Annotated in this window: 18 protein-coding genes and 2 pseudogenes; 15 read left to right on the top strand and 5 right to left on the bottom strand. The window is 35.8% G+C overall.

Annotation, left to right across the window (positions count from 1 at the left end):
* The first annotated feature begins 28 nt into the window (after positions 1–28).
* The 12 genes and pseudogenes from nrdD to LNP19_RS09885 all read left to right on the top strand — a co-directional run bounded on the left by nrdD (position 29) and on the right by LNP19_RS09885 (position 8425).
* On the top strand, positions 29–196 hold the full coding sequence (nrdD, locus tag LNP19_RS15405; RefSeq protein WP_255665520.1) for an anaerobic ribonucleoside-triphosphate reductase: 168 nt from the start codon (positions 29–31) through the stop codon (positions 194–196).
* Positions 177–866: an anaerobic ribonucleoside-triphosphate reductase activating protein gene (locus tag LNP19_RS09935; RefSeq protein ID WP_230061774.1), complete on the top strand. Its 690-nt coding sequence runs from the start codon at positions 177–179 to the stop codon at positions 864–866. The genes nrdD and LNP19_RS09935 overlap by 20 nt, the downstream gene beginning before the upstream one ends.
* Before the next feature lie 41 nt (positions 867–907).
* Entirely contained in the window at positions 908–1357 is a 450-nt protein-coding gene (locus LNP19_RS09930; protein WP_230061773.1) for a CopD family protein, read from the top strand.
* An 11-nt stretch (positions 1358–1368) separates the two neighbouring features.
* On the top strand, positions 1369–1833 hold the full coding sequence (locus LNP19_RS09925; RefSeq protein ID WP_230061772.1) for a hemerythrin domain-containing protein: 465 nt from the start codon (positions 1369–1371) through the stop codon (positions 1831–1833).
* A gap of 13 nt (positions 1834–1846) precedes the next feature.
* Entirely contained in the window at positions 1847–2284 is a 438-nt protein-coding gene (locus tag LNP19_RS09920) for a hypothetical protein (RefSeq protein WP_230061771.1), read from the top strand.
* A 43-nt stretch (positions 2285–2327) separates the two neighbouring features.
* The gene (locus LNP19_RS09915) at positions 2328–3551 is read left to right on the top strand and encodes a hypothetical protein (protein WP_230061770.1); all 1224 of its coding nucleotides are present in this window, start codon (positions 2328–2330) and stop codon (positions 3549–3551) included.
* Positions 3552–3612: 61 nt separating this feature from the next.
* Positions 3613–4047: an RrF2 family transcriptional regulator gene (locus tag LNP19_RS09910; RefSeq protein ID WP_230061769.1), complete on the top strand. Its 435-nt coding sequence runs from the start codon at positions 3613–3615 to the stop codon at positions 4045–4047.
* A 268-nt stretch (positions 4048–4315) separates the two neighbouring features.
* Positions 4316–5245 (top strand): quinolinate synthase NadA, encoded by a 930-nt coding sequence (gene nadA / locus LNP19_RS09905; RefSeq protein WP_230061768.1) that lies wholly within the window; start codon positions 4316–4318, stop codon positions 5243–5245.
* On the top strand, positions 5245–6837 hold the full coding sequence (nadB, locus tag LNP19_RS09900) for an L-aspartate oxidase (protein ID WP_230061767.1): 1593 nt from the start codon (positions 5245–5247) through the stop codon (positions 6835–6837). The genes nadA and nadB overlap by 1 nt, the downstream gene beginning before the upstream one ends.
* A gap of 416 nt (positions 6838–7253) precedes the next feature.
* Positions 7254–7421 (top strand): annotated as a pseudogene (locus LNP19_RS09895) (transposase); the annotation flags it as partial.
* Positions 7388–8113, top strand: a complete 726-nt coding sequence (locus LNP19_RS09890) for an IS3 family transposase (RefSeq protein WP_346432225.1) — start codon at positions 7388–7390, stop codon at positions 8111–8113. The pseudogene LNP19_RS09895 and the gene LNP19_RS09890, both read left to right, overlap by 34 nt.
* An 84-nt stretch (positions 8114–8197) precedes the next feature.
* Positions 8198–8425 carry an IS3 family transposase gene (locus LNP19_RS09885; protein ID WP_230061766.1) on the top strand — a complete coding sequence of 76 codons (228 nt, stop codon included), beginning with the start codon at positions 8198–8200 and terminating at the stop codon, positions 8423–8425.
* A 118-nt stretch (positions 8426–8543) separates the two neighbouring features.
* Here the strand turns inward: LNP19_RS09885 and LNP19_RS09880 are convergent.
* Positions 8544–9167: pseudogene (locus LNP19_RS09880) on the bottom strand (IS3 family transposase); the annotation flags it as partial.
* 66 nt (positions 9168–9233) lie between these two features.
* Between LNP19_RS09880 and LNP19_RS09875 the strand changes: the two are divergent.
* Both LNP19_RS09875 and LNP19_RS09870 read left to right on the top strand, forming a co-directional pair.
* Positions 9234–9545: a transposase gene (locus LNP19_RS09875; protein ID WP_230061764.1), complete on the top strand. Its 312-nt coding sequence runs from the start codon at positions 9234–9236 to the stop codon at positions 9543–9545.
* Positions 9545–10441 (top strand): IS3 family transposase, encoded by an 897-nt coding sequence (locus LNP19_RS09870; RefSeq protein ID WP_230061763.1) that lies wholly within the window; start codon positions 9545–9547, stop codon positions 10439–10441. Before LNP19_RS09875 ends, LNP19_RS09870 begins: the two co-directional genes overlap by 1 nt.
* Before the next feature lie 14 nt (positions 10442–10455).
* Here LNP19_RS09870 and LNP19_RS09865 read toward each other — a convergent pair whose 3' ends face one another.
* Together LNP19_RS09865 and LNP19_RS09860 are read right to left on the bottom strand one after the other, a co-directional pair.
* Positions 10456–10746 (bottom strand): IS3 family transposase, encoded by a 291-nt coding sequence (locus tag LNP19_RS09865; RefSeq protein WP_230061762.1) that lies wholly within the window; start codon positions 10744–10746, stop codon positions 10456–10458.
* A complete protein-coding gene (locus tag LNP19_RS09860; protein WP_230061761.1) occupies positions 10743–11042 on the bottom strand; it encodes a transposase in 300 nt (99 codons plus the stop codon). Before LNP19_RS09860 ends, LNP19_RS09865 begins: the two co-directional genes overlap by 4 nt.
* A 130-nt stretch (positions 11043–11172) precedes the next feature.
* Between LNP19_RS09860 and LNP19_RS09855 the strand changes: the two genes are divergently transcribed.
* Positions 11173–12093 carry a phytanoyl-CoA dioxygenase family protein gene (locus LNP19_RS09855; RefSeq protein ID WP_230061760.1) on the top strand — a complete coding sequence of 307 codons (921 nt, stop codon included), beginning with the start codon at positions 11173–11175 and terminating at the stop codon, positions 12091–12093.
* A 275-nt stretch (positions 12094–12368) separates the two neighbouring features.
* Here LNP19_RS09855 and LNP19_RS09850 read toward each other — a convergent pair whose 3' ends face one another.
* Positions 12369–13202: an outer membrane beta-barrel protein gene (locus tag LNP19_RS09850; RefSeq protein ID WP_230061759.1), complete on the bottom strand. Its 834-nt coding sequence runs from the start codon at positions 13200–13202 to the stop codon at positions 12369–12371.
* A 71-nt stretch (positions 13203–13273) separates the two neighbouring features.
* The gene (locus LNP19_RS09845; protein ID WP_230061758.1) at positions 13274–18340 is read right to left on the bottom strand and encodes an MBG domain-containing protein; all 5067 of its coding nucleotides are present in this window, start codon (positions 18338–18340) and stop codon (positions 13274–13276) included.
* Between the last annotated feature and the right edge of the window lie 56 nt (positions 18341–18396).

The raw sequence follows: 18396 nt of genomic DNA, 5'->3' as shown, positions 1-18396 counted from the left end.
AAAAAAACATAATTAAAAAGCCATAAAAATGAAACTAACAACCAACCAAATTTTAGCTCAAAATCAAGAATTACGCACCAAATGCCTCGTGTACACCCGCGTGATGGGCTATCACAGACCAGTAGAAAGTTTTAATATTGGAAAGAAAGGCGAACACAAACAACGCACCCACTTCAATGAAGGAAAATGCAACTAAGCCCATCTACAGCATAACGCCTTTTACTTTGTTGGATTATCCGCATCAATCCGCCTGTATTCTTTGGTTTGCGGGCTGTAATATGCGGTGTTTGTATTGTTATAATCCCGAAATTGTTCTTGGCAAGGGGACACTTTCTTTCGAAAAAGCGCTTGATTTCTTGCGCTCCCGCAAAAATTTATTAGATGCTGTTGTCTTCAGCGGAGGCGAATGTCTGTTGCATCAAAACATAATCGAACTGATTGTTGCTGTCAAAAAAATGGGTTTCTTGGTAAAAATTGATACTAATGGTTCTAAACCAACTGTTTTAAAAGAACTGATCGAAAAAAAGCTGATTGATTACCTCGCTTTGGACTTTAAGGCCATGCCTTCTCAATTTGAGAAAATAACCCGGTCCAGTTTTTTTTTACCCTTTGAAAAATCCCTGCATTTATTGATTGAAAGTGGAATTCCGTTTGAAGTTCGTACCACAGTGCATTCGGATTTAATGGCTGAAAAAGAAGTTCGAATGATGATTGCCTATTTAGAAAAGAGCAATTATACAGGTAATTATTACCTACAATTTTTTGTAAACGGAGTACCTACATTAGAGAAATTACACTATTCCAATAGGGAATTAGAACGATTGACGCTTTCAACAGAAGGAATTAAAGTACATTTTAGAGGCTAATTTAAAGAGAAAGACTATCTTTCAAGTATCAAAAAACAAATATGAATCATCATTTATTACTCATTATTCACCTTTTATGTGCCGCTCTTTGGGTAGGCGGTCATTTGTTGCTAGTAATTGCTTATTTGCCTCAAGCCCTTAAATTCAAAGATCAAACTATAATTTTGAATTACGAAAAAAAGTATGAAGCTATAGGTATGACTGCTTTGATTCTACTGGTAATTTCAGGTATTTTAATGGCTTATAAATACAATGTCAGCATTGAATATTGGTTTCATTTTGACAGTCCTATAGAGAAAGTAATTTCTACAAAACTGCTTTTATTATTACTTACAGTAGCTTTCGCATTAAGCGCGCAATTTCGAGTATTACCCAAGCTTAAAAACGACCCGAATAAATTACCAGAGATGACTTTTCACATCATCGCTGTTACTATAATTGGTGTGTTGATGCTTGTTTTTGGAACATTTATCCGCTTTGGCGGTTTCTAAATTTTATAAAAATGACAGAAAAAAAACCTTTAAAAAGAGTTCCTGAACTACAGCCTTTGAGCCACGATCATCATCATGGGTTACAGTTGTGCTGGAAAATTAGAACTGGGTTTTCAAAAAAAGTACCACACGAACGTATTAAAAAATATACCGATTGGTTTTATGAAAATCATCTGAAACCACATTTTGAATTGGAAGAAAAATACATTTTTCCTGTTTTAGATTCAAAAAATGAGCTTGTACAACAAGCCTTGTCCGAACATAAAAATTTGCGCTATTTATTTGAGCAAAAAACAGTTTTAGAAATATATTTGCTGCAAATTGAAAAAGAATTACAAAACCATATTCGTTTTGAGGAACGCATTTTATTTGCCGAAATTCAGCAAATAGCAACAGCTGAACAGCTGTCTAAAATTAACAGCATTCATACCCGCGTAACTTTTACAGAAAACGAAAACGATCCTTTTTGGATATAAAAACAACACTAAGATGAAAAAAATAAATGCGTTAACAGTAGTCCTTTTGTCCATTACTTTTATAGCTTGTCAAAAAAAAGAGGAGCAAAAAACAAACTCAGCGAGTACTGAAAAAGTTGCCACAGAAACCCAAACGCCCCAAAAAGTGAGCCTAAACAACGGCCAGCCATGGGAAGCTAATCCAGAAACAACTAGTGGAATTAAAGCCTTAAATACACTAATTTTGGCTTCCAATCAGGGAGAAAGTGCTGCAGTTTTAAAAGAAAAGTTAAACGTCGAATTCACCATAATCTTTAAAAAATGTACCATGACGGGAGAAGCCCACGATCAATTACACAATTATTTGCTTCCGTTGAAACATAAAATCAACGCTATTGAAGAGGCTAATAAAAAGCCTATGCAACAGGAAATCGCCTCCTATTTAGAACAATACACTTTGTATTTTAAATAAAAAAAGTTCCTAGATAACTAAAAAAACATTTTAGAAATTAACTATGAAGCAGCATTGGTTGGTAACTTGTTTTGTTAATTTTTTCATTGCCTCTGTGATGGGATTGTTGCTCCGTCTGATGTATGTTACTCCTGTCGAATGGATCAATTTTCAGTTTTTGTTACATGGACATTCGCATGTAGCCATGCTCGGCTGGGTCTATTTGATGTTGTACAGTCTAATCGTTCACTTTTTTTTAACCAAAGAAGCACAACAAAAAGCTGTTTACAACCGCCTGTTTTGGGTTACTCAATTCAGTGTCATAGGCATGATGTTTCGCTTTCCTGTTGAAGGTTATGCTTTATTTTCGATTGCTTTTTCTACTTTACATATTTTTTGTAGCTATATTTTTTGCAGGCAAATATGGAAAGATGCACAACCATCCTCCTTGTCTGAAAAAAAACTATTGCGAGCGGCTTTGGTCTTTATGGTAGTATCCACGGTGGGGGTTTGGTGTCTAGGACCTGCGGTGGGTTTACTTGGAAAAGCAAGTGCTTTTTATCAAATTGCGATTCAATTTTTCTTGCATTTTCAATTTAACGGCTGGTTTTTATTTGCCGTTTTAGCCTTGTTCTTCAATCAACTTAAAGCCAAAATTGACGAAAAACAATTCCAATTATTCTATATTTTATTAATTGTATCAACAATTCTTACTTTGGCTCTACCGGTCAGCTGGTATCTAGACAATCCGGTTTTTTATTGGATTAATGCCTTGGGAGTGACATTGCAATTGGGCGCTTTTGGGGTATTTATAAAAATCATTAAACCTAAAATTCCCATTTTCTTTTCGACCTTAAAAAGAATTGAAAAAATAATTTACGGTTTCGCCTTATTTTCATTGGGGCTAAAAGTTGGGATTCAACTGATCGCTTTACTGCCGGGATTGGATCAGGTTTCGCATCAAATTCGCAATTTTGTCATTGGCTATATTCATTTAACCATGTTAGGAATTATCAGCGGGTTTTTATTTGGTATTGCTTTGAAAAACAATTTTTTAAACCCAAAAAAAGTACTAACAAAGTGGGGAATAAAACTATTTTTGTTGGGATTTGTCCTTACGGAATCTCTTTTATTCCTTCAAGGCATTTATCTTTACTTTGGACTTGGAGAATTTCCTTTTTACCATCAAAATCTTTTATTTGCCAGTATTTTTCTACCTCTAGGACTTTTACAGTTAGTCATTAGTATTTATAGTAACAAACACGTGAAATTTGCGGTCAATGATTGAAACAAAAAGCGATTTCTCATCAAATTGAAACTAATTTCAATAAATTTGTAAAAAACTGAATATGTTTTCCAAAACCTGTGAATACGGCATACGCGCCACTATTTTTATAGCCTCCCAATCTTATCAAGATAATCGTGTGGGGTTAAAAGACATAGCCGAAAAAATAGATTCTCCCGAAGCTTTTACAGCCAAAATTTTACAGATACTTTCCAGAAATAATATTATCCATTCGATCAAAGGCGTGGGTGGTGGCTTTGAAATTCCTAAAAAAATGATGAGCCAAATCAAACTAATACAAATAGTCTCTGCAATTGACGGAGACCGGGTGTTTACAGGTTGTGGTCTGGGATTGAGTCATTGTTCAGAAACGCATCCCTGTCCTGTTCATGATAGATTCAAAGAAATCAGAAACAGCCTCGCCACGATGCTAGAAAATACTAATCTCGAGGAATTAGCAATGGGAATTAAATCAGGGGATACTTTCTTGAGGTATTAATACCTTAAAACACAAGCTAAAAAGAGGCTAAATCTTTCAACTAATTTATTACTAATAACCTACAATTAAACTATTTATAAATATTTTTAACAAAAATAACGAATCCCTTGTATACTGATTCTAATCGATTATTTAATTTATTAGCACCACAATACAAGCATCTACAAAAAACCTTGAAAACCTGATAATTGTCATAGACTCTGAAACTTTATTGCGATACTTTTAATTCCTTGAAAACTTTGGAAATAAAATTAAATCGATAAGAGAAATGAAAAATCTCAAAGAGCAAATAATAGAACTTAAAAAAGAAAAGAAGGCGGTCATTCTGGCGCATTATTACCAAGAGGCTGCTATTCAAGATGTAGCTGATTATGTTGGGGATAGCCTGGGTTTGTCGCAAGAAGCTATGAATGTTGAGGCTGACATTATCGTTTTTGCTGGTGTACATTTTATGGCCGAAACGGCAAAGATTTTGAACCCAGACAAGAAAGTAATTCTCCCCGATTTGAAAGCTGGATGCTCCTTGGCCGAATCCTGTCCGCCGGATTTGTTTAAAGATTTCGTTGCCAAACATCCTAATCACATTGTCATTACCTATGTGAATTGTTCTGCAGAGATTAAGGCCTTGAGTGATATTGTTTGTACTTCTTCTAATGCTGTCAAAATTGTGGAATCAATCCCGAAAGATGTTCCAATTATTTTTGCTCCGGATAAAAATTTGGGAAAATACATCATCAGCAAAACAGGTCGCAATATGGTACTATGGGACGGTTCCTGTGTCGTGCACGAGGCTTTTTCACTAGATAAACTCATAGAAGTCCACAAATTACACCCCAATGCGACCATCATTGCGCATCCGGAATCAGAAACTCCTATTCTGGAAACGGCTAGCTACATTGGCTCCACGGCAGGAATGATTAATTATGTAAAATCCAACTCTAACGACCAATTTATTGTTGCCACCGAAGTAGGAATCCTTCATAAAATGCAACAACTCGTTCCTGATAAAACATTGATTCCGGCACCAGCAAAAGAAGATAATACTTGTGCCTGTAGCGAATGTGGCTATATGAAAATGAATACTTTGCAAAAATTATACGATTGTCTGATCAACGAATCACCAGAAATCAATGTTAGAGAAGATATCAGAACCAAAGCATTAATTCCTATCGAACGAATGCTCGAACTATCAAAATAATGACAAGCTGTAATTATTTAATAATAGGGTCAGGAGTTGCGGGATTGAGCTTTGCCATAAAAATTGCGGATCGTTTCCCCGATAAACGAGTTACAATTATAACAAAATCTACTGAAGACGAATCGAATACCAAATATGCGCAAGGCGGCATCGCCATTGTCCTTGATGAAGACGAAGATTCTTGTCAAAAACACATTCAAGATACCCTGATATGTGGTGATGGTCTTTGTGATGAATCCGTCGTTGAAATGGTAGTTACTGAAGGTTCAAAACGGCTAAAAGAACTCATAGAATGGGGAGCCGAATTTGACAGAAATTCCAAAGGAAATTTTGATTTAGGTAAAGAAGGCGGCCACTCACATAACAGGATTGTACATCACAAAGACCAAACTGGCTTTGAAATTGAGCGCGCCATTCTATCAGAAGTCCATAAAAAAAAGAACATTCATATTTTAGATCATCATTTTGCCCTTGACTTAATTATCCAAAACGGCTGTTGCCAAGGTGCTTATGCATTAAACCAAAAAACAAACGAAATCCTCTGTTTTCAATCGGATTATACCTTATTAGCCACCGGCGGAATCGGTCATCTTTACGGACATACAACCAATCCCATTATTGCCACGGGAGACGGGATCGCGATGGCTTTTAGAGCAAATGCTACAATCAAGGATATGGAATTCATCCAATTTCACCCTACGGCTCTATATGATGATTCTCAGGGTTCCAAGTTTTTAATTTCGGAAGCAGTAAGAGGTTTTGGTGCCTATTTACGAACCAAAAAAGGCTCACGCTTTATGCTAAATTATGATGAGAGAGGAGAATTGGCTTCCCGAGATATTGTTTCGCAAAGTATCGATTTGGAACTAAAAAAAACAGGAGATAATTGTATTTATCTTGATTGCACCCATCTGGATATAAATGCTTTCATAAAACATTTTCCAATGATTCATCAGCATTGTATAGACATTGGAATAAACATTACAAAAGACTGGATTCCAGTTATACCTGCACAACACTATCTTTGTGGCGGTATTGCAGTAGACAAAAATGGAAAAACGAGCGTAGAAAATCTATTTGCCTGCGGCGAATGTTCCCAAACTGGTTTACATGGCGCCAATAGGCTGGCGTCTAATTCACTGTTAGAAGCCTTAGTCTATTCGGATAAAATTTATCATTACTTATCGAACGATTCCACTGTATCCCACAAACCCAAATCTCCTATTGCTGATTTAAAGCTAACTAATAAAACCAAAATTAATTCGACTTACTTGATTCAATTTAAAGAAAAACTACAACACTTAATACATAAAAACGTTGGTATTGTGCGCTATGAAGCCGACTTAATAAAAGTTTTAGAACAGCTCCTAAAATGGCAACGCGAAATAGAATCTATCATCCAGCATTTTCAAATAAACTCCGCCGCTTATGAATTGAATAATATGATTACAATCGCAATTCTTATTGTCCAACGGTCCATCAACAGAAATCAAAACCGTGGTGCTTTTATTAAATTTAAATCTGGACATTCTAACTTAGTCATTACAGAAAGTGAAGAGCTAAATCTTAATTTAATTAGGGGTCAATCTTAAACTATTTTAACAATAGAAGTGCAAATGTTTGAGTAGAATTTTGGATCAATGCAAAAGACAACTAAATTAAAAACCCTTGTAAATCAAATGTTTACAAGGTTTTTTTTTGTGACCCAAATAGGACAAAATTCGAATCTTTTTCTTGAAGATTTGAAACTTTTAGCCGACAGTTTTGAAGTATGAGCTGGATATTTATTGATCCAAATGGTAAATTGAAATTTGAGGAATTCTAAGTTTTAATATTTTACTTATGCTATAGATATCTAATTTGTGGATTAAAATTAGAATATGATCATATTCTAAAAAATATGCTAGTTTCGATCTATGACTTCCATCCGAAAATGAAACCCTATTCGAATTTGAAGTTGCTAACTTAGCCTACACAATAAGTTAAGAATATATCTTAATTTTAACTTATGAAAAAAGTCCGTAAAATTTATGATTCTGCTTTTAAAGAGCAAGCAGTACAGCTAAGCGACAGAACTAATGTTTCAGAACTAGCTAGAGAATTGGGTATAACAGCGCCTCAATTGTACAAATGGCGTAAGGAATACGAAACATTTGGAGAAGGAAGTTTTCCTGGGAAAGGCAATTTAGAGCAAACCCCAGAGCAAGCAAAAATTCACGAATTAGAGAAAAAGCTCAAAGATGCAGAGTTGGAACGCGATATATTAAAAAAAGCAATCGGCATTTTTTCCAAGAGCGGTCGATGAAATACTGTTTCATTAAAAAGAATGAAAAAATATTTCCGATTGAAAAAATGTGCCGTGTTTTAGAAATCAGTACAGGGAGTTTTTATCGCTGGAGAAGAGCAAGTGTTACAATTGCTCAACAAAGAGTAATTGCTTTGAAAGAACAGGTTAAGAATGTTTATTTTGAATCCAAACAACGCTATGGAAGTCCTAGAATAGCAATAGAACTTCAAAATTTAGGATATCAAATATCAAGGGGAACGGTAGCAAAATATATGAAAGCTCTTGGTCTTAAAAGCAAACTCAGTAAGAAGTTTAAAATAACAACAAACTCAAATCATAATTATCTAACTGTTGATAACGTACTAAATAGGGAATTCATTGTCAGTAAACCTTCAAAAGCTTGGGTTTCAGATATCACTTATATTCAAACCAAAGAAGGGTTTCTATATTTGACAACTATTATGGATTTGTACGACAGAAAAATTATTGACTGGAGTTTAAGTGATGGAATGAGCACTGAACAAACAAGTCTTAGAACTTGGAAAATGGCAGTCAAAATAAAAATATTGAACAAGGATTAATTTTTCACTCCGATAGAGGTTGTTCAATATGCCCGCAAAAAGTTTGTGAATGTTCTTGATTCCTATAAAAAGATAACTCGTAGTATGAGCCGTAAAGAAAATTGTTGGGACAATACAGTAGCAGAAAGCTTCTTTAAATCTATAAAAAACGAACTTATTTATGGAAATAAACTCATCTCTAAAGAGCAAATGAAAATCCAAATCTTTGAATATATTGTAGTTTGGTACAATCGAAAAAGAAGACATTCAGCCTTAAATTATAAAACAATAGAAGAATTTAATAATCAAATTAATTACAAAAATGTGGCTTAACTTATTGTGCAGTTTTTGTTTGCATATCCAGTTTTTATTTACATACTCATATATATATTCCAACTAGTACATATCTTTAGAGAATAAATGGATATGCAAACAAAAACTGCACAATAAGTTAAGCCACATTTTTGAAATTAATTTGATTATTAAATTCTTCTATTGTTTTATAATTTAAAGCCGAATGTCTTCTTTTTCGATTGTACCAAATCTCGATGTATTCAAAAATTTCCATTTTCATTTGTTCTTTAGAGATGAGTTTATTTCCATAAATCAATTCGGTTTTCATAGATTTAAAGAAGCTTTCGGCTACTGCATTATCCCAACAATTCCCTTTACGGCTCATACTACGGGTTATTTTTTTATAGGAATCAAGAACATTTACAAACTTTTTGCTGGCATATTGAACACCTCTATCGGAGTGAAAAATTAAACCTTGCTCAATATTTCTGTTTTTGACTGCCATTTTCCAAGCACCAAGACTTGTTTGTTCAGTGCTCATTCCGTTACTTAAGCTCCAGCCAATAATTTTTCGGTCGTACAAATCCATAATGGTTGTCAAATAAAGAAAACCTTCTTTGGTTTGAATGTAAGTGATATCCGAAACCCAAGCTTTTGAAGGTTTATTGACAACGAACTCTCTGTTTAATATGTTATCAACCGTTAGATAATTGTGATTAGAGTTTGTTGTTACTTTAAACTTCCTGCTGAGCTTGCTTTTTAAGCCAAGATCTTTCATATACTTAGTAGTTTAGCCCCATAATAGTTCGGAGTGTTATTTTAAATTTCAAAATTATATATTTGAGATATGAAATACAAGAAATGGACTTTAACTCAGAAGCTAGAAATAATAACTGCTTCAGAAGATATGGGTATTGTAGAGGCCTGTCGTAAGTATGGCGTAAGTACAGGAAGCTTATATAGTTGGAAGAAGAAGTTTGAGCACAAAGGAGAGGCTGGCTTAAAAGTTACCTATGACACTAAGAGCAAAGAGCTAAAAGAGGCAGAAGAGGAAAATCGCATTCTACGCAAGCTACTAAGCAATAAAGAAATAGAATTAGAGGTACAAAGGGAGCTTTTAAAAAAAAAGTTTGGGACATCGGATCCAAGAAAGATTTAGTGAACTATATTTATGAAAAGCATAAGTGTAGCAAGGCTAAAATCATAAAGATGGTAGGTATCGTTACTAGTAGCTATTATAGACAACGTAGTTTTGGAAAGAAAGGTAATCATCCGACGGTAGCGACCTTTCATCAAAAAAATGGTTTTGTAAGCCAATCAGTTGTTGTAAAGTCTATTAAAGATATTTTAAAACACGAATTTATAGATTGTGGTTATCGGTTGATGACCAAATATCTAAATAGAGATGGCTACCTAATAAATCATAAAAAACTATACCGAATTATGAAAGAAGAAGGTCTTTTAAAACTCGAGAATAGAATTAATAGAAGTGGTTCTGGACGTAAGTTTGTGAAATTTAGGAAGGTTTATACTTCCAGACCATTGCAATGTTTAGAAATGGATATTAAAATGGTGTGGGTACCAAATGTTGGTAAAAACGCTTATTTGCTATCTATAATTGATGTTCATACACGAAGAATTTTAAAGGATTATTTTTCTTTCAATATAAAGCAAAATCATGTTATAGACTTACTCTCGACACTCTTTGACGAATATAATTATCCTGAAAGTGTAGTTATTAGGAGTGATAATGGTAGTCAATTTATAGCTAAAAGTGTCCGCGAGTATTTAGGCTTAATAGGTGTGCAGCAAGAATTTACACACGTTGCAACACCTGAAGAAAATGCTCATATAGAAGCCTATCATGGCATCTTGAAGAAGGAAGTATTTTCCAGATTCGACTATCGCACTTTTGGAGCGATCCAACAGATATTGAAAAGATTTGTGTCGTTTTACAACAATGAACGACTTCACGGACTCTTAGGAAGAATTACTCCTATGGAGAAATGGAACTTAGATAAACATCTAATAATAATGAAAAAATTAACCGCGTAATTAAAAATCGAAATTTAGAATATTACTCTTGTTTTATAGGGGTCAAAACACTTAGCTACCGTTATTCTGGATATTTGATATCCTAAACACTGGAGTTCTATTGCTATTCTGGGACTTCCATAGCGTTGTTTGGACTCAAAATAAATTTTCTCTATCTGTTCTTTTAAAGCAATTATCCTTTTTTGAGCAATTGTTATATTTGCTCTTCTCCAGCGATAAAAACTTCCTGTACTGATTTCTAAAACACGACACATTTTTTCAATCGGAAATATTTTTTCATTCTTTTTAATGAAACAGTATTTCATCGACCGCTCTTGGAAAAAATGCCGATTGCTTTTTTTAATATATCGCGTTCCAACTCTGCATCTTTGAGCTTTTTCTCTAATTCGTGAATTTTTGCTTGCTCTGGAGTTTGTTTTAAATTTCCTTTTCCAGGAAAACTTCCTTCTCCAAAGGTCTCAAATTCTTTGCGCCATTTATATAATTGTGGGGGTGTTATACCTAATTCTCTTGCAAGCTCTGAAACATTGGTTCTGTCATAGCTCAGTTGAACTGCCTGTTCTTTAAAACTTGCATCATAAATTTTACGGACTTTTTTCATAAGTTAAAATTAAGATTTATTCTTAACTTATTGTGTCGGCTAAGTTAGCATGTCCAAAATTTTCAATACTAAAAAATAATTCGTACTATTATTCTTTATTGTTTTTTGAGAACAATCTAAACACAGCCTTATGCCGTCAACCAATATTGAGAAACTCTGGGAACGAACATTACACCCTGAAAAAACAACTGTTTCTGGTGAAAATTGCTCTTGGAATAAGGAAATTGAATCATTGTACCGCTTGGGTATCAGTATGGAAGATACGCTTCGTTATCTATATTTTGAGAAACCCAGTTTGGATTCTTTTAAAGAATGGATTGTAAAAAATCAAAAAGATATTTCTACAGCGGAGCAAACTATCTCTGAAGATGTTCTTTATGAGGAAGATCTAGCTTTTTGGGATAAAAACGGGTATGTAGTCGTGAAAAATGCCATATCTAAATCAGAATGTGAGGCAACCCAACAAGCCATTTGGGAATTTTTAGGGATGGATCCCAACCAAAAAGAGACTTGGTACAAACAAAACGAAGAACAGAGAGGTCTGATGCTCACTTTTTCAAATCATCCCACGCTGAATAAAAACAGGCAATCATTGCGAATTCAAAAAGCCTATCAGCAACTTTATGGCACCACAAAGATCTATAAAACGATCGATAAGGTAAGTTTTAATCCTCCTGAAAATGAATATTTTCGGTTCTTAGGAAGTTCGCTTCACTGGGATGTAAGTTTAAAACTGCCTATCCCTTTTGGGCTACAAGGACTTCTTTATCTGACGGACTGTGGGGAAAAAGAGGGTGCATTTCATTGTGTTGCAGGATTTCACCACCATATTGAGAATTGGCTAAGTGAGTTGTTGCCTAATGAAAATCCAAGAAAAGTGGCTGTTGAAACACTAAAGCCCACTGCTGTGATCGGAAACGCTGGAGATTTCATTATTTGGCACCAGGCATTACCTCATTGTGCCACACCCAATCACGGTTCTGCTCCCAGAATGGTACAATACCTTACTTATTTACCAGACAACTATAAGCAAACTTCGGAATGGATTTAATACGTTTTTTAAATATTTAAAGAAATACTTTTTAGGGACTCTTTCTTTTACTGAATGTAAATTCCAGTGATATTGATTTTTAAATTACAATTTAAAGTGAGCACCTGATTCCTATTCAAATTGCCCCTCCGCCTTTCATTAAAAAACAACTTTTTAAAATCTGTACAAACAGTACTTAAGGAGAATTAGTACTCATAAACTGTTTGAAAAGAAAGCTATAAAAAAAGGCCTTAACTATTAGTCAAGACCTTTTGTATAATTTTAAAAAGTTAGATTTATTTAAAATTCCATCCTAGTGTAACTCCAAAGGCAACAGCTTTAATTTTTGCATTTTTATCAGTACTATACAATCCATTAGCTTTCCTATCTACAACAGATGTTGGGTTATAACCTATATAAGATTCATCTTTTTCTTGGTCGAGAATGGAACCATAACCGTTTTCAAGAAACATTGCTGCATATAATGCGTTCTTTGTTCCCATATCAAATGTAAAACCCAATTCAAACATACTCATTATAATGCCCTTAGTTTGGTATTCTCCAGTAGCGGAATAATCACTATTGACTCCAAAACCATATTCTGGTAAATTATCAATAGTCAAATTAACGTCTGGATAATATGCAGTCCCAATTACATTATTTGCTGTTGCTTTTATTTTATAATTTACAGGCAAAAAGTATTTAGCTCCTGCTCTAAAATTAAAATCAATCCCTTTATTTATATTTGTTTTATATTGCAAAAAAAGTGGAACTTGGATAGCATGTAGTGTTTGCTTTTCCTTATAATTAGCCGTAGTAACATCATAAACAAAAGCGGAACCTGAAGGATCAATTTCATAGTTACTTAGTGTGACTGAGGAATTGCTTAAAAAAACATCCTGTTTGTATTGAGAAAACTCAACACCTGACCCAATTCCGATATGATTGCTTAAAGAATAAATATAACCCGCTTTTATTGCTCCACCAAGTTCATAACCAGCCACGGTACCTTTGAAATCGCTTTGAATATTCCCAATGCCTGCTTGGGCACCTATATAAAACTGAGCAGCCATCCCTTGAGAAATCAGGAAGGCTGCAGCTCCTATTATGTTTTTAATATTAAATTTCATCTGTATATTTTTGTTATTAGAATAATCCATCCTCATTTATAAAAAAATGAGGATTTCATACTCGACATTATTTAATTTTTAACTAAAAGATTTTTAGTGAAATATTTACCATTTGCCAAGGTCATTTTCACAATATAAATACCTTCCACAGTTGGTGCTTTTAAACTCACTGTGTTTTGACTAGTAGTTTTATTCTCTATCAATAATCCCCCTATACCATATACCTCAATACGTGCATTCTGTAATCTTGAAGACGATACATTAGTAACAAGCTCATAAGTTGCATCTGGTTTAACAGGATTAGGTACAATTTTTATATATTCCTCTTCTACTGTTGGAGATAAAATTAATGGACAGCTAGTAATTAATGTTCCGTCCAATTTGGTGGCCACTGCATGATAGATCCCATTTAAAGCACCACTTTCTTTAAAGTATTGGGCCGTTTGACCTGGAACTAAAACTCCATTTTTATACCAACTATAGGATTTAAAACTATTAGAACTATTATCAAAGAATATAATATTTTCAAATTGTTTTCTAATTAAATTAGGCTGACTATTTACAACTGCTAATTCTACTACTGCTGCAGCATTATAATTAGCATTACCCGCTTGTGAGCTTGTAATTATGGCTGAACCATAATTATTAGTGACTAATAAACCATTTGAAATTGTTGCGATATTACTATCGGAAGAGGCATAACTCACTGCTAAACCACTACTAGAACTAGCTGTTAAAAGTACTGTAGTCTCGCCATCACAACCTAAAGACAGAACTTGATTCCAACTAATTAACTGATCTGCTTTAGTAATACTAAAAGTAGTACCAACATAATCAATTGTATAATTTGAACCAGCACTTAAATTTCCTTGTCCTATTGCATAAGTCCCAACATTCTCTCCAGCAGCTCTTGTCAAAGATCCTGTAAATGCATCACTTCCTACTAAACTCGGCGAAACTGAATAAGCAAAAACAGGATCAGCCGTACCGTAAACTTTGGTTTGAGAAGGATTCGCTGTAACTGTTATTGGCTTGGCCGTAATAGCAAAGTCTTCACTAACATAATTGATACTGTAATTTGAACCGGCACTCAAACTTCCTTGTGTGATAGCATAAGTTCCAATATTTTCTCCTACAGCTCTAGTTAATGCTCCTGTAAATGCATCACTTCCTACCAAACTCGGCGAAACTGTATAAGTATAAATAGGATTAGCTGCACCGTAGACTTTGGTTTGAGCAGTATCGGCTATAACAGTAATTGGTTTAGCAGTAATAGCAAAATCGTTGCTTATATAAGTAATGTCGTAATTGCTACCTACACTTAAACTTCCTTTTTCAATTGCATAATTACCAATGTTTTGACCCGCTACTCGTGTTAGGTTTCCAGTAAACGAATCCCCACTAACTAAACTTGGAACAACTGAATAAGTAAACACAGGATCTGCTGTACCGTACACTTTAGTTTGTGAAGCATCGGCTGTAATGGTAATCGGTTTAGCTGTAATAGCGAAATCTTTACTTACATAAGTAATGTCGTAATTATTACCTGCACTTAAACTTCCTTTTTCAATTGCATAATTACCAATGTTTTGTCCCGCTACTCGTGTTAGGTTTCCAGTAAACGAATCTCCACTAACTAAACTTGGCGCAACTGAATAAGTAAATACAGGATCAGCTGTACCGTACACTTTTGTTTGAGCAACATCGGCTGTAACAGTAATCGGTTTAGCTGTAATAGCGAAATTAGAACCAACAAAAGTCATTAAATATTTAGAACCAGCTGAAAGGGTGCCTACATTTATAGCGTAATCGCCAATATCTTCACCAGAAGCTCTTAATAAAGCTCCACTAAATGTATCACCGTTTTCTAAATTTGGAGAAACTAAATATATGAGAATAGGATCAGCTGCGCCGTAAATTTTAGTTTGAGATGCAGTAGCAGTTACAGTAATAGGTATTTGGTTTAATTTTAGTATAAAATCGTGCGTAGTAATACAATTATTTTCATCAGTAGCAGTAACCGTAAAATTACTAGCAGCAATTTGAGTTGAAGTTCCTGTTATCTCTCCATTTGGTAATAGATTGAAGCCAGAAGGCAAACTTCCCGTTGTAACTGCATACGTTTTAGCCCCTGTTCCTCCTGAAGCTACAATAGTCTGACTATATCCAGTATTGTAATCATAACCAGATAAAACAGTTGTCGTAAAACCAATTGCCGTTGGCTGTGTAATGGTAAAACCTTGAGTCGTTACACAACCATTAGCATCTGTAACAGTTACAGTATAAGTTCCAGCACTTAGTCCTGTTGCAGTAGCTGCCGTTCCGCCTGTTGGAGCCCATGCATAGGTATATCCACTTGTACCTCCTGAAACACTTACCGTAGCAGATCCGTCAGCACCTCCATTGCAAGTAACGTTCGTTTGTGTAGCAGCAGTTGCAACGAGAGCAGTTGGTTGCGTAATTGTAAAGTTTTGAGTAGCCGTACATCCGTTAGCGTCGGTTACAATTACAGTATAAGTCCCAGCTGCAAGTCCGGTAGCTATCGCTGCGGTTCCTCCTGATGGAGACCATGCATACGTATAAGCACTTGTTCCTCCTGATACACTTACAGTAGCAGATCCGTTACTTCCTCCAAAACAACTTACATTGGTTTGCGAAGCTGGTGTTACGGCTAGAACAGCTGGTTGCGTGATCGTAAAACTTTGAGTAGCGATACATGCGTTAGCATCGGTAACCGTTACGGTATACGTTCCTGCACTCAATCCTGAAGCTGTAGCAGTAGTTCCTCCTGATGGAGACCATGCATACGTATAAGCACTTGTTCCTCCTGATACACTTACAGTAGCAGATCCGTTACTTCCTCCAAAACAACTTACATTGGTTTGCGAAGCTGGTGTTACGGCTAGAACAGGTGGTTGCGTGATCGTAAAACTTTGAGTAGCGATACATGCGTTAGCATCGGTAACCGTTACGGTATACGTTCCTGCACTCAATCCTGTGGCTGTAGCAGCAGTTCCTCCTGATGGAGACCATGCATACGTGTAAGCACTTGTTCCTCCTGATACACTTACAGTAGCAGTTCCGTTACTTCCTCCAAAACAACTTACATTGGTTTGTGAAGCTGGCGTTACAGCTAGAGCTGATGGCTGAGTAACCGTAAAACTTTGAGTAGCGGTACAACCGTTGGCATCAGTAACCTTTATGGTATACGTTCCAGCATTCAATCCTGTTACAGATGTAGTTCCGTCACCTGTTGGAGTTCCCGGAGTCCAATCGTACGTATATCCACCGGCACCACCGGTTGGTGTATTAATAGCAGCTGCACCGGTTGAACCTCCATTACAAGCGATATTCGTTTGTGATGCAGGTGTTACGGTAATAGCAGTAGGTTGGGTCAGCGTAAAACTTTGAGTTTCAGTACAACCATTAGCATCAGTCACAGTACATGTCCAAGTTCCTGCTGTTAAACCTGTAACAGAAGTAGTTCCGTCACCTGTTGGTGTTCCCGGAGTCCAATCGTAAGTATATCCTCCCGCACCGCCTGTTGGTGTATTGATAGCAGCTGAACCATTTGAACCTCCAAAACAAGATACATTGGTTTGCGAAGCAGGTGTTACTACAAGAGCAGTAGATTGCGTTATCGTAAAACTTTGAGTAGCGGTACAACCGTTAGCATCAGTAACCGTACAAGTATAAGTGCCCGTAGTTAAGCCACTAGCAGTAGCGCCAGTACCTCCCGAAGGTGACCATGAATAAGTGTAACTTGGTGTGCCTCCTGTAAGAGCTACTGTAGCAGAACCATTTGAGCCTCCAAAACAAGATACGTTGGTTTGTGCGGCAGCTGTTGCTACAAGAGTAGCTGCTGGTTCTGTAATAATAACTGTATGGGTTTTTACACATCCAATATTGTCGGTAACGGTAACGGTGTATGTTTGCGCACTCAGACCAGAAGCTGTTGCTGCTGTACCACCAGAAGGGGACCATGAGTAGGTATAAGGTGCTATCCCGCCAGAAGCCGATAGGATTGCTGAACCATTACTGCCTCCCTTACAGGATACATTGGTTTGAGAAGTTGTAGTAACAATTGTATTAGAAACAGTTAGTGTTCCTGAATTTGAGGTAGCAGAATCTGCACCACTAACGACGCAGCGATATGAATAACCACTCATTCCAGCTGTTACCGCTGTGATAGTTAAAGTAGTTGTAGTAGCGCCAGAATAAGGTGCCCCATTAGCAATATTTGTAAATCCGCTACCTTCATTTACCTGCCACTGATAACCAGTTGCATTTGAAGCCACTATGGAAAAGGAGGCATTAGTATTGGTACAAGTACTAATATTAGAAGGCTGCCCAGAAATACTTACCGGCGAGCCAATAGTAAAGATTGGATTTACTCCGGGGAAATTTGTACCTCCAGGTGTTAGATCTTTAGTTTCAGTATCAACTTCACTTCCGCTCCAATTCGCTGAATCGGCAATTGCCAATAAAATAGCAGCTTTAGTTCCTGACTTGATTCCTGTATAAACATTATTATCAAAATGATACAAAGGGCTTCCACTCTGAATATTTGCTGTTGTGCCATTCGATAAACTAGACGGTAAATAAGAAATAGTAGCATTAGGGAAAGTCACACCTGTACTTGGCCAAGTTTTAGTTCCATAGGCGGATGTACTCCAATTAGCGTAAGCATAAATAAAAGTTGGAGCTGCAATACTTCCTTGCAAGACAAACCAGTTATCACCACCAGATGCAATCGCATCGGCACTCCATCCAGTAGCAGAGACAGAACCAAAGTCCGAAAGACCTCCACCTATTACTGCACCTGAACCTATCGTAATCTTAATAAGCGTTCCGGCAGGAACTATTGTATTAGTGGTCCAAGTTATAAAACCTTCAGCACTACTATTGCCTGTTTCTAATGAAGAGCCATTCCATGCATAGTCAGTTAGTAATATTGTTTGACCACTAGCTATGGAACTTAAGGTCAAGATAGCTATTTCATTGGGATTTGTATCTGAATTAATTCCTACAAAAGCAATGTCACCTGTCTGTAATTGAGCATTCGCAATTGGTGCAAAACTAACCAGGATCAACAAGAGGATTAAATTTTTAATTTTTAAAGTAATGTTCCCTTTCATAAATTGAATTTAAAATGATATTAATTCGAATAATTAATCAACAAAAAAGGTGATTC

Origin of the sequence: Flavobacterium acetivorans (genome assembly GCF_020911885.1) — a bacterium.
In the GTDB taxonomy this organism is placed as follows: Bacteria; Bacteroidota; Bacteroidia; order Flavobacteriales; family Flavobacteriaceae; genus Flavobacterium; species Flavobacterium acetivorans.
This window is presented reverse-complemented; position numbering and strand designations above follow the sequence as displayed.

Excerpts from the sequence above, each read along its gene's own strand:
- nrdD (WP_255665520.1), top strand. The coding sequence starts at position 29 with ATGAAACTAACAACCAACCAAATTTTAGCTCAAAATCAAGAATTACGC.
- LNP19_RS09935 (WP_230061774.1), top strand. The coding sequence starts at position 177 with ATGAAGGAAAATGCAACTAAGCCCATCTACAGCATAACGCCTTTTACT.
- LNP19_RS09930 (WP_230061773.1), top strand. The coding sequence starts at position 908 with ATGAATCATCATTTATTACTCATTATTCACCTTTTATGTGCCGCTCTT.
- LNP19_RS09925 (WP_230061772.1), top strand. The coding sequence starts at position 1,369 with ATGACAGAAAAAAAACCTTTAAAAAGAGTTCCTGAACTACAGCCTTTG.
- LNP19_RS09920 (WP_230061771.1), top strand. The coding sequence starts at position 1,847 with ATGAAAAAAATAAATGCGTTAACAGTAGTCCTTTTGTCCATTACTTTT.
- LNP19_RS09915 (WP_230061770.1), top strand. The coding sequence starts at position 2,328 with ATGAAGCAGCATTGGTTGGTAACTTGTTTTGTTAATTTTTTCATTGCC.
- LNP19_RS09910 (WP_230061769.1), top strand. The coding sequence starts at position 3,613 with ATGTTTTCCAAAACCTGTGAATACGGCATACGCGCCACTATTTTTATA.
- nadA (WP_230061768.1), top strand. The coding sequence starts at position 4,316 with ATGAAAAATCTCAAAGAGCAAATAATAGAACTTAAAAAAGAAAAGAAG.
- nadB (WP_230061767.1), top strand. The coding sequence starts at position 5,245 with ATGACAAGCTGTAATTATTTAATAATAGGGTCAGGAGTTGCGGGATTG.
- LNP19_RS09885 (WP_230061766.1), top strand. The coding sequence starts at position 8,198 with ATGAGCCGTAAAGAAAATTGTTGGGACAATACAGTAGCAGAAAGCTTC.
- LNP19_RS09875 (WP_230061764.1), top strand. The coding sequence starts at position 9,234 with ATGAAATACAAGAAATGGACTTTAACTCAGAAGCTAGAAATAATAACT.
- LNP19_RS09865 (WP_230061762.1), bottom strand. The coding sequence starts at position 10,746 with ATGAAATACTGTTTCATTAAAAAGAATGAAAAAATATTTCCGATTGAA.
- LNP19_RS09860 (WP_230061761.1), bottom strand. The coding sequence starts at position 11,042 with ATGAAAAAAGTCCGTAAAATTTATGATGCAAGTTTTAAAGAACAGGCA.
- LNP19_RS09855 (WP_230061760.1), top strand. The coding sequence starts at position 11,173 with ATGCCGTCAACCAATATTGAGAAACTCTGGGAACGAACATTACACCCT.
- LNP19_RS09850 (WP_230061759.1), bottom strand. The coding sequence starts at position 13,202 with ATGAAATTTAATATTAAAAACATAATAGGAGCTGCAGCCTTCCTGATT.
- LNP19_RS09845 (WP_230061758.1), bottom strand. The coding sequence starts at position 18,340 with ATGAAAGGGAACATTACTTTAAAAATTAAAAATTTAATCCTCTTGTTG.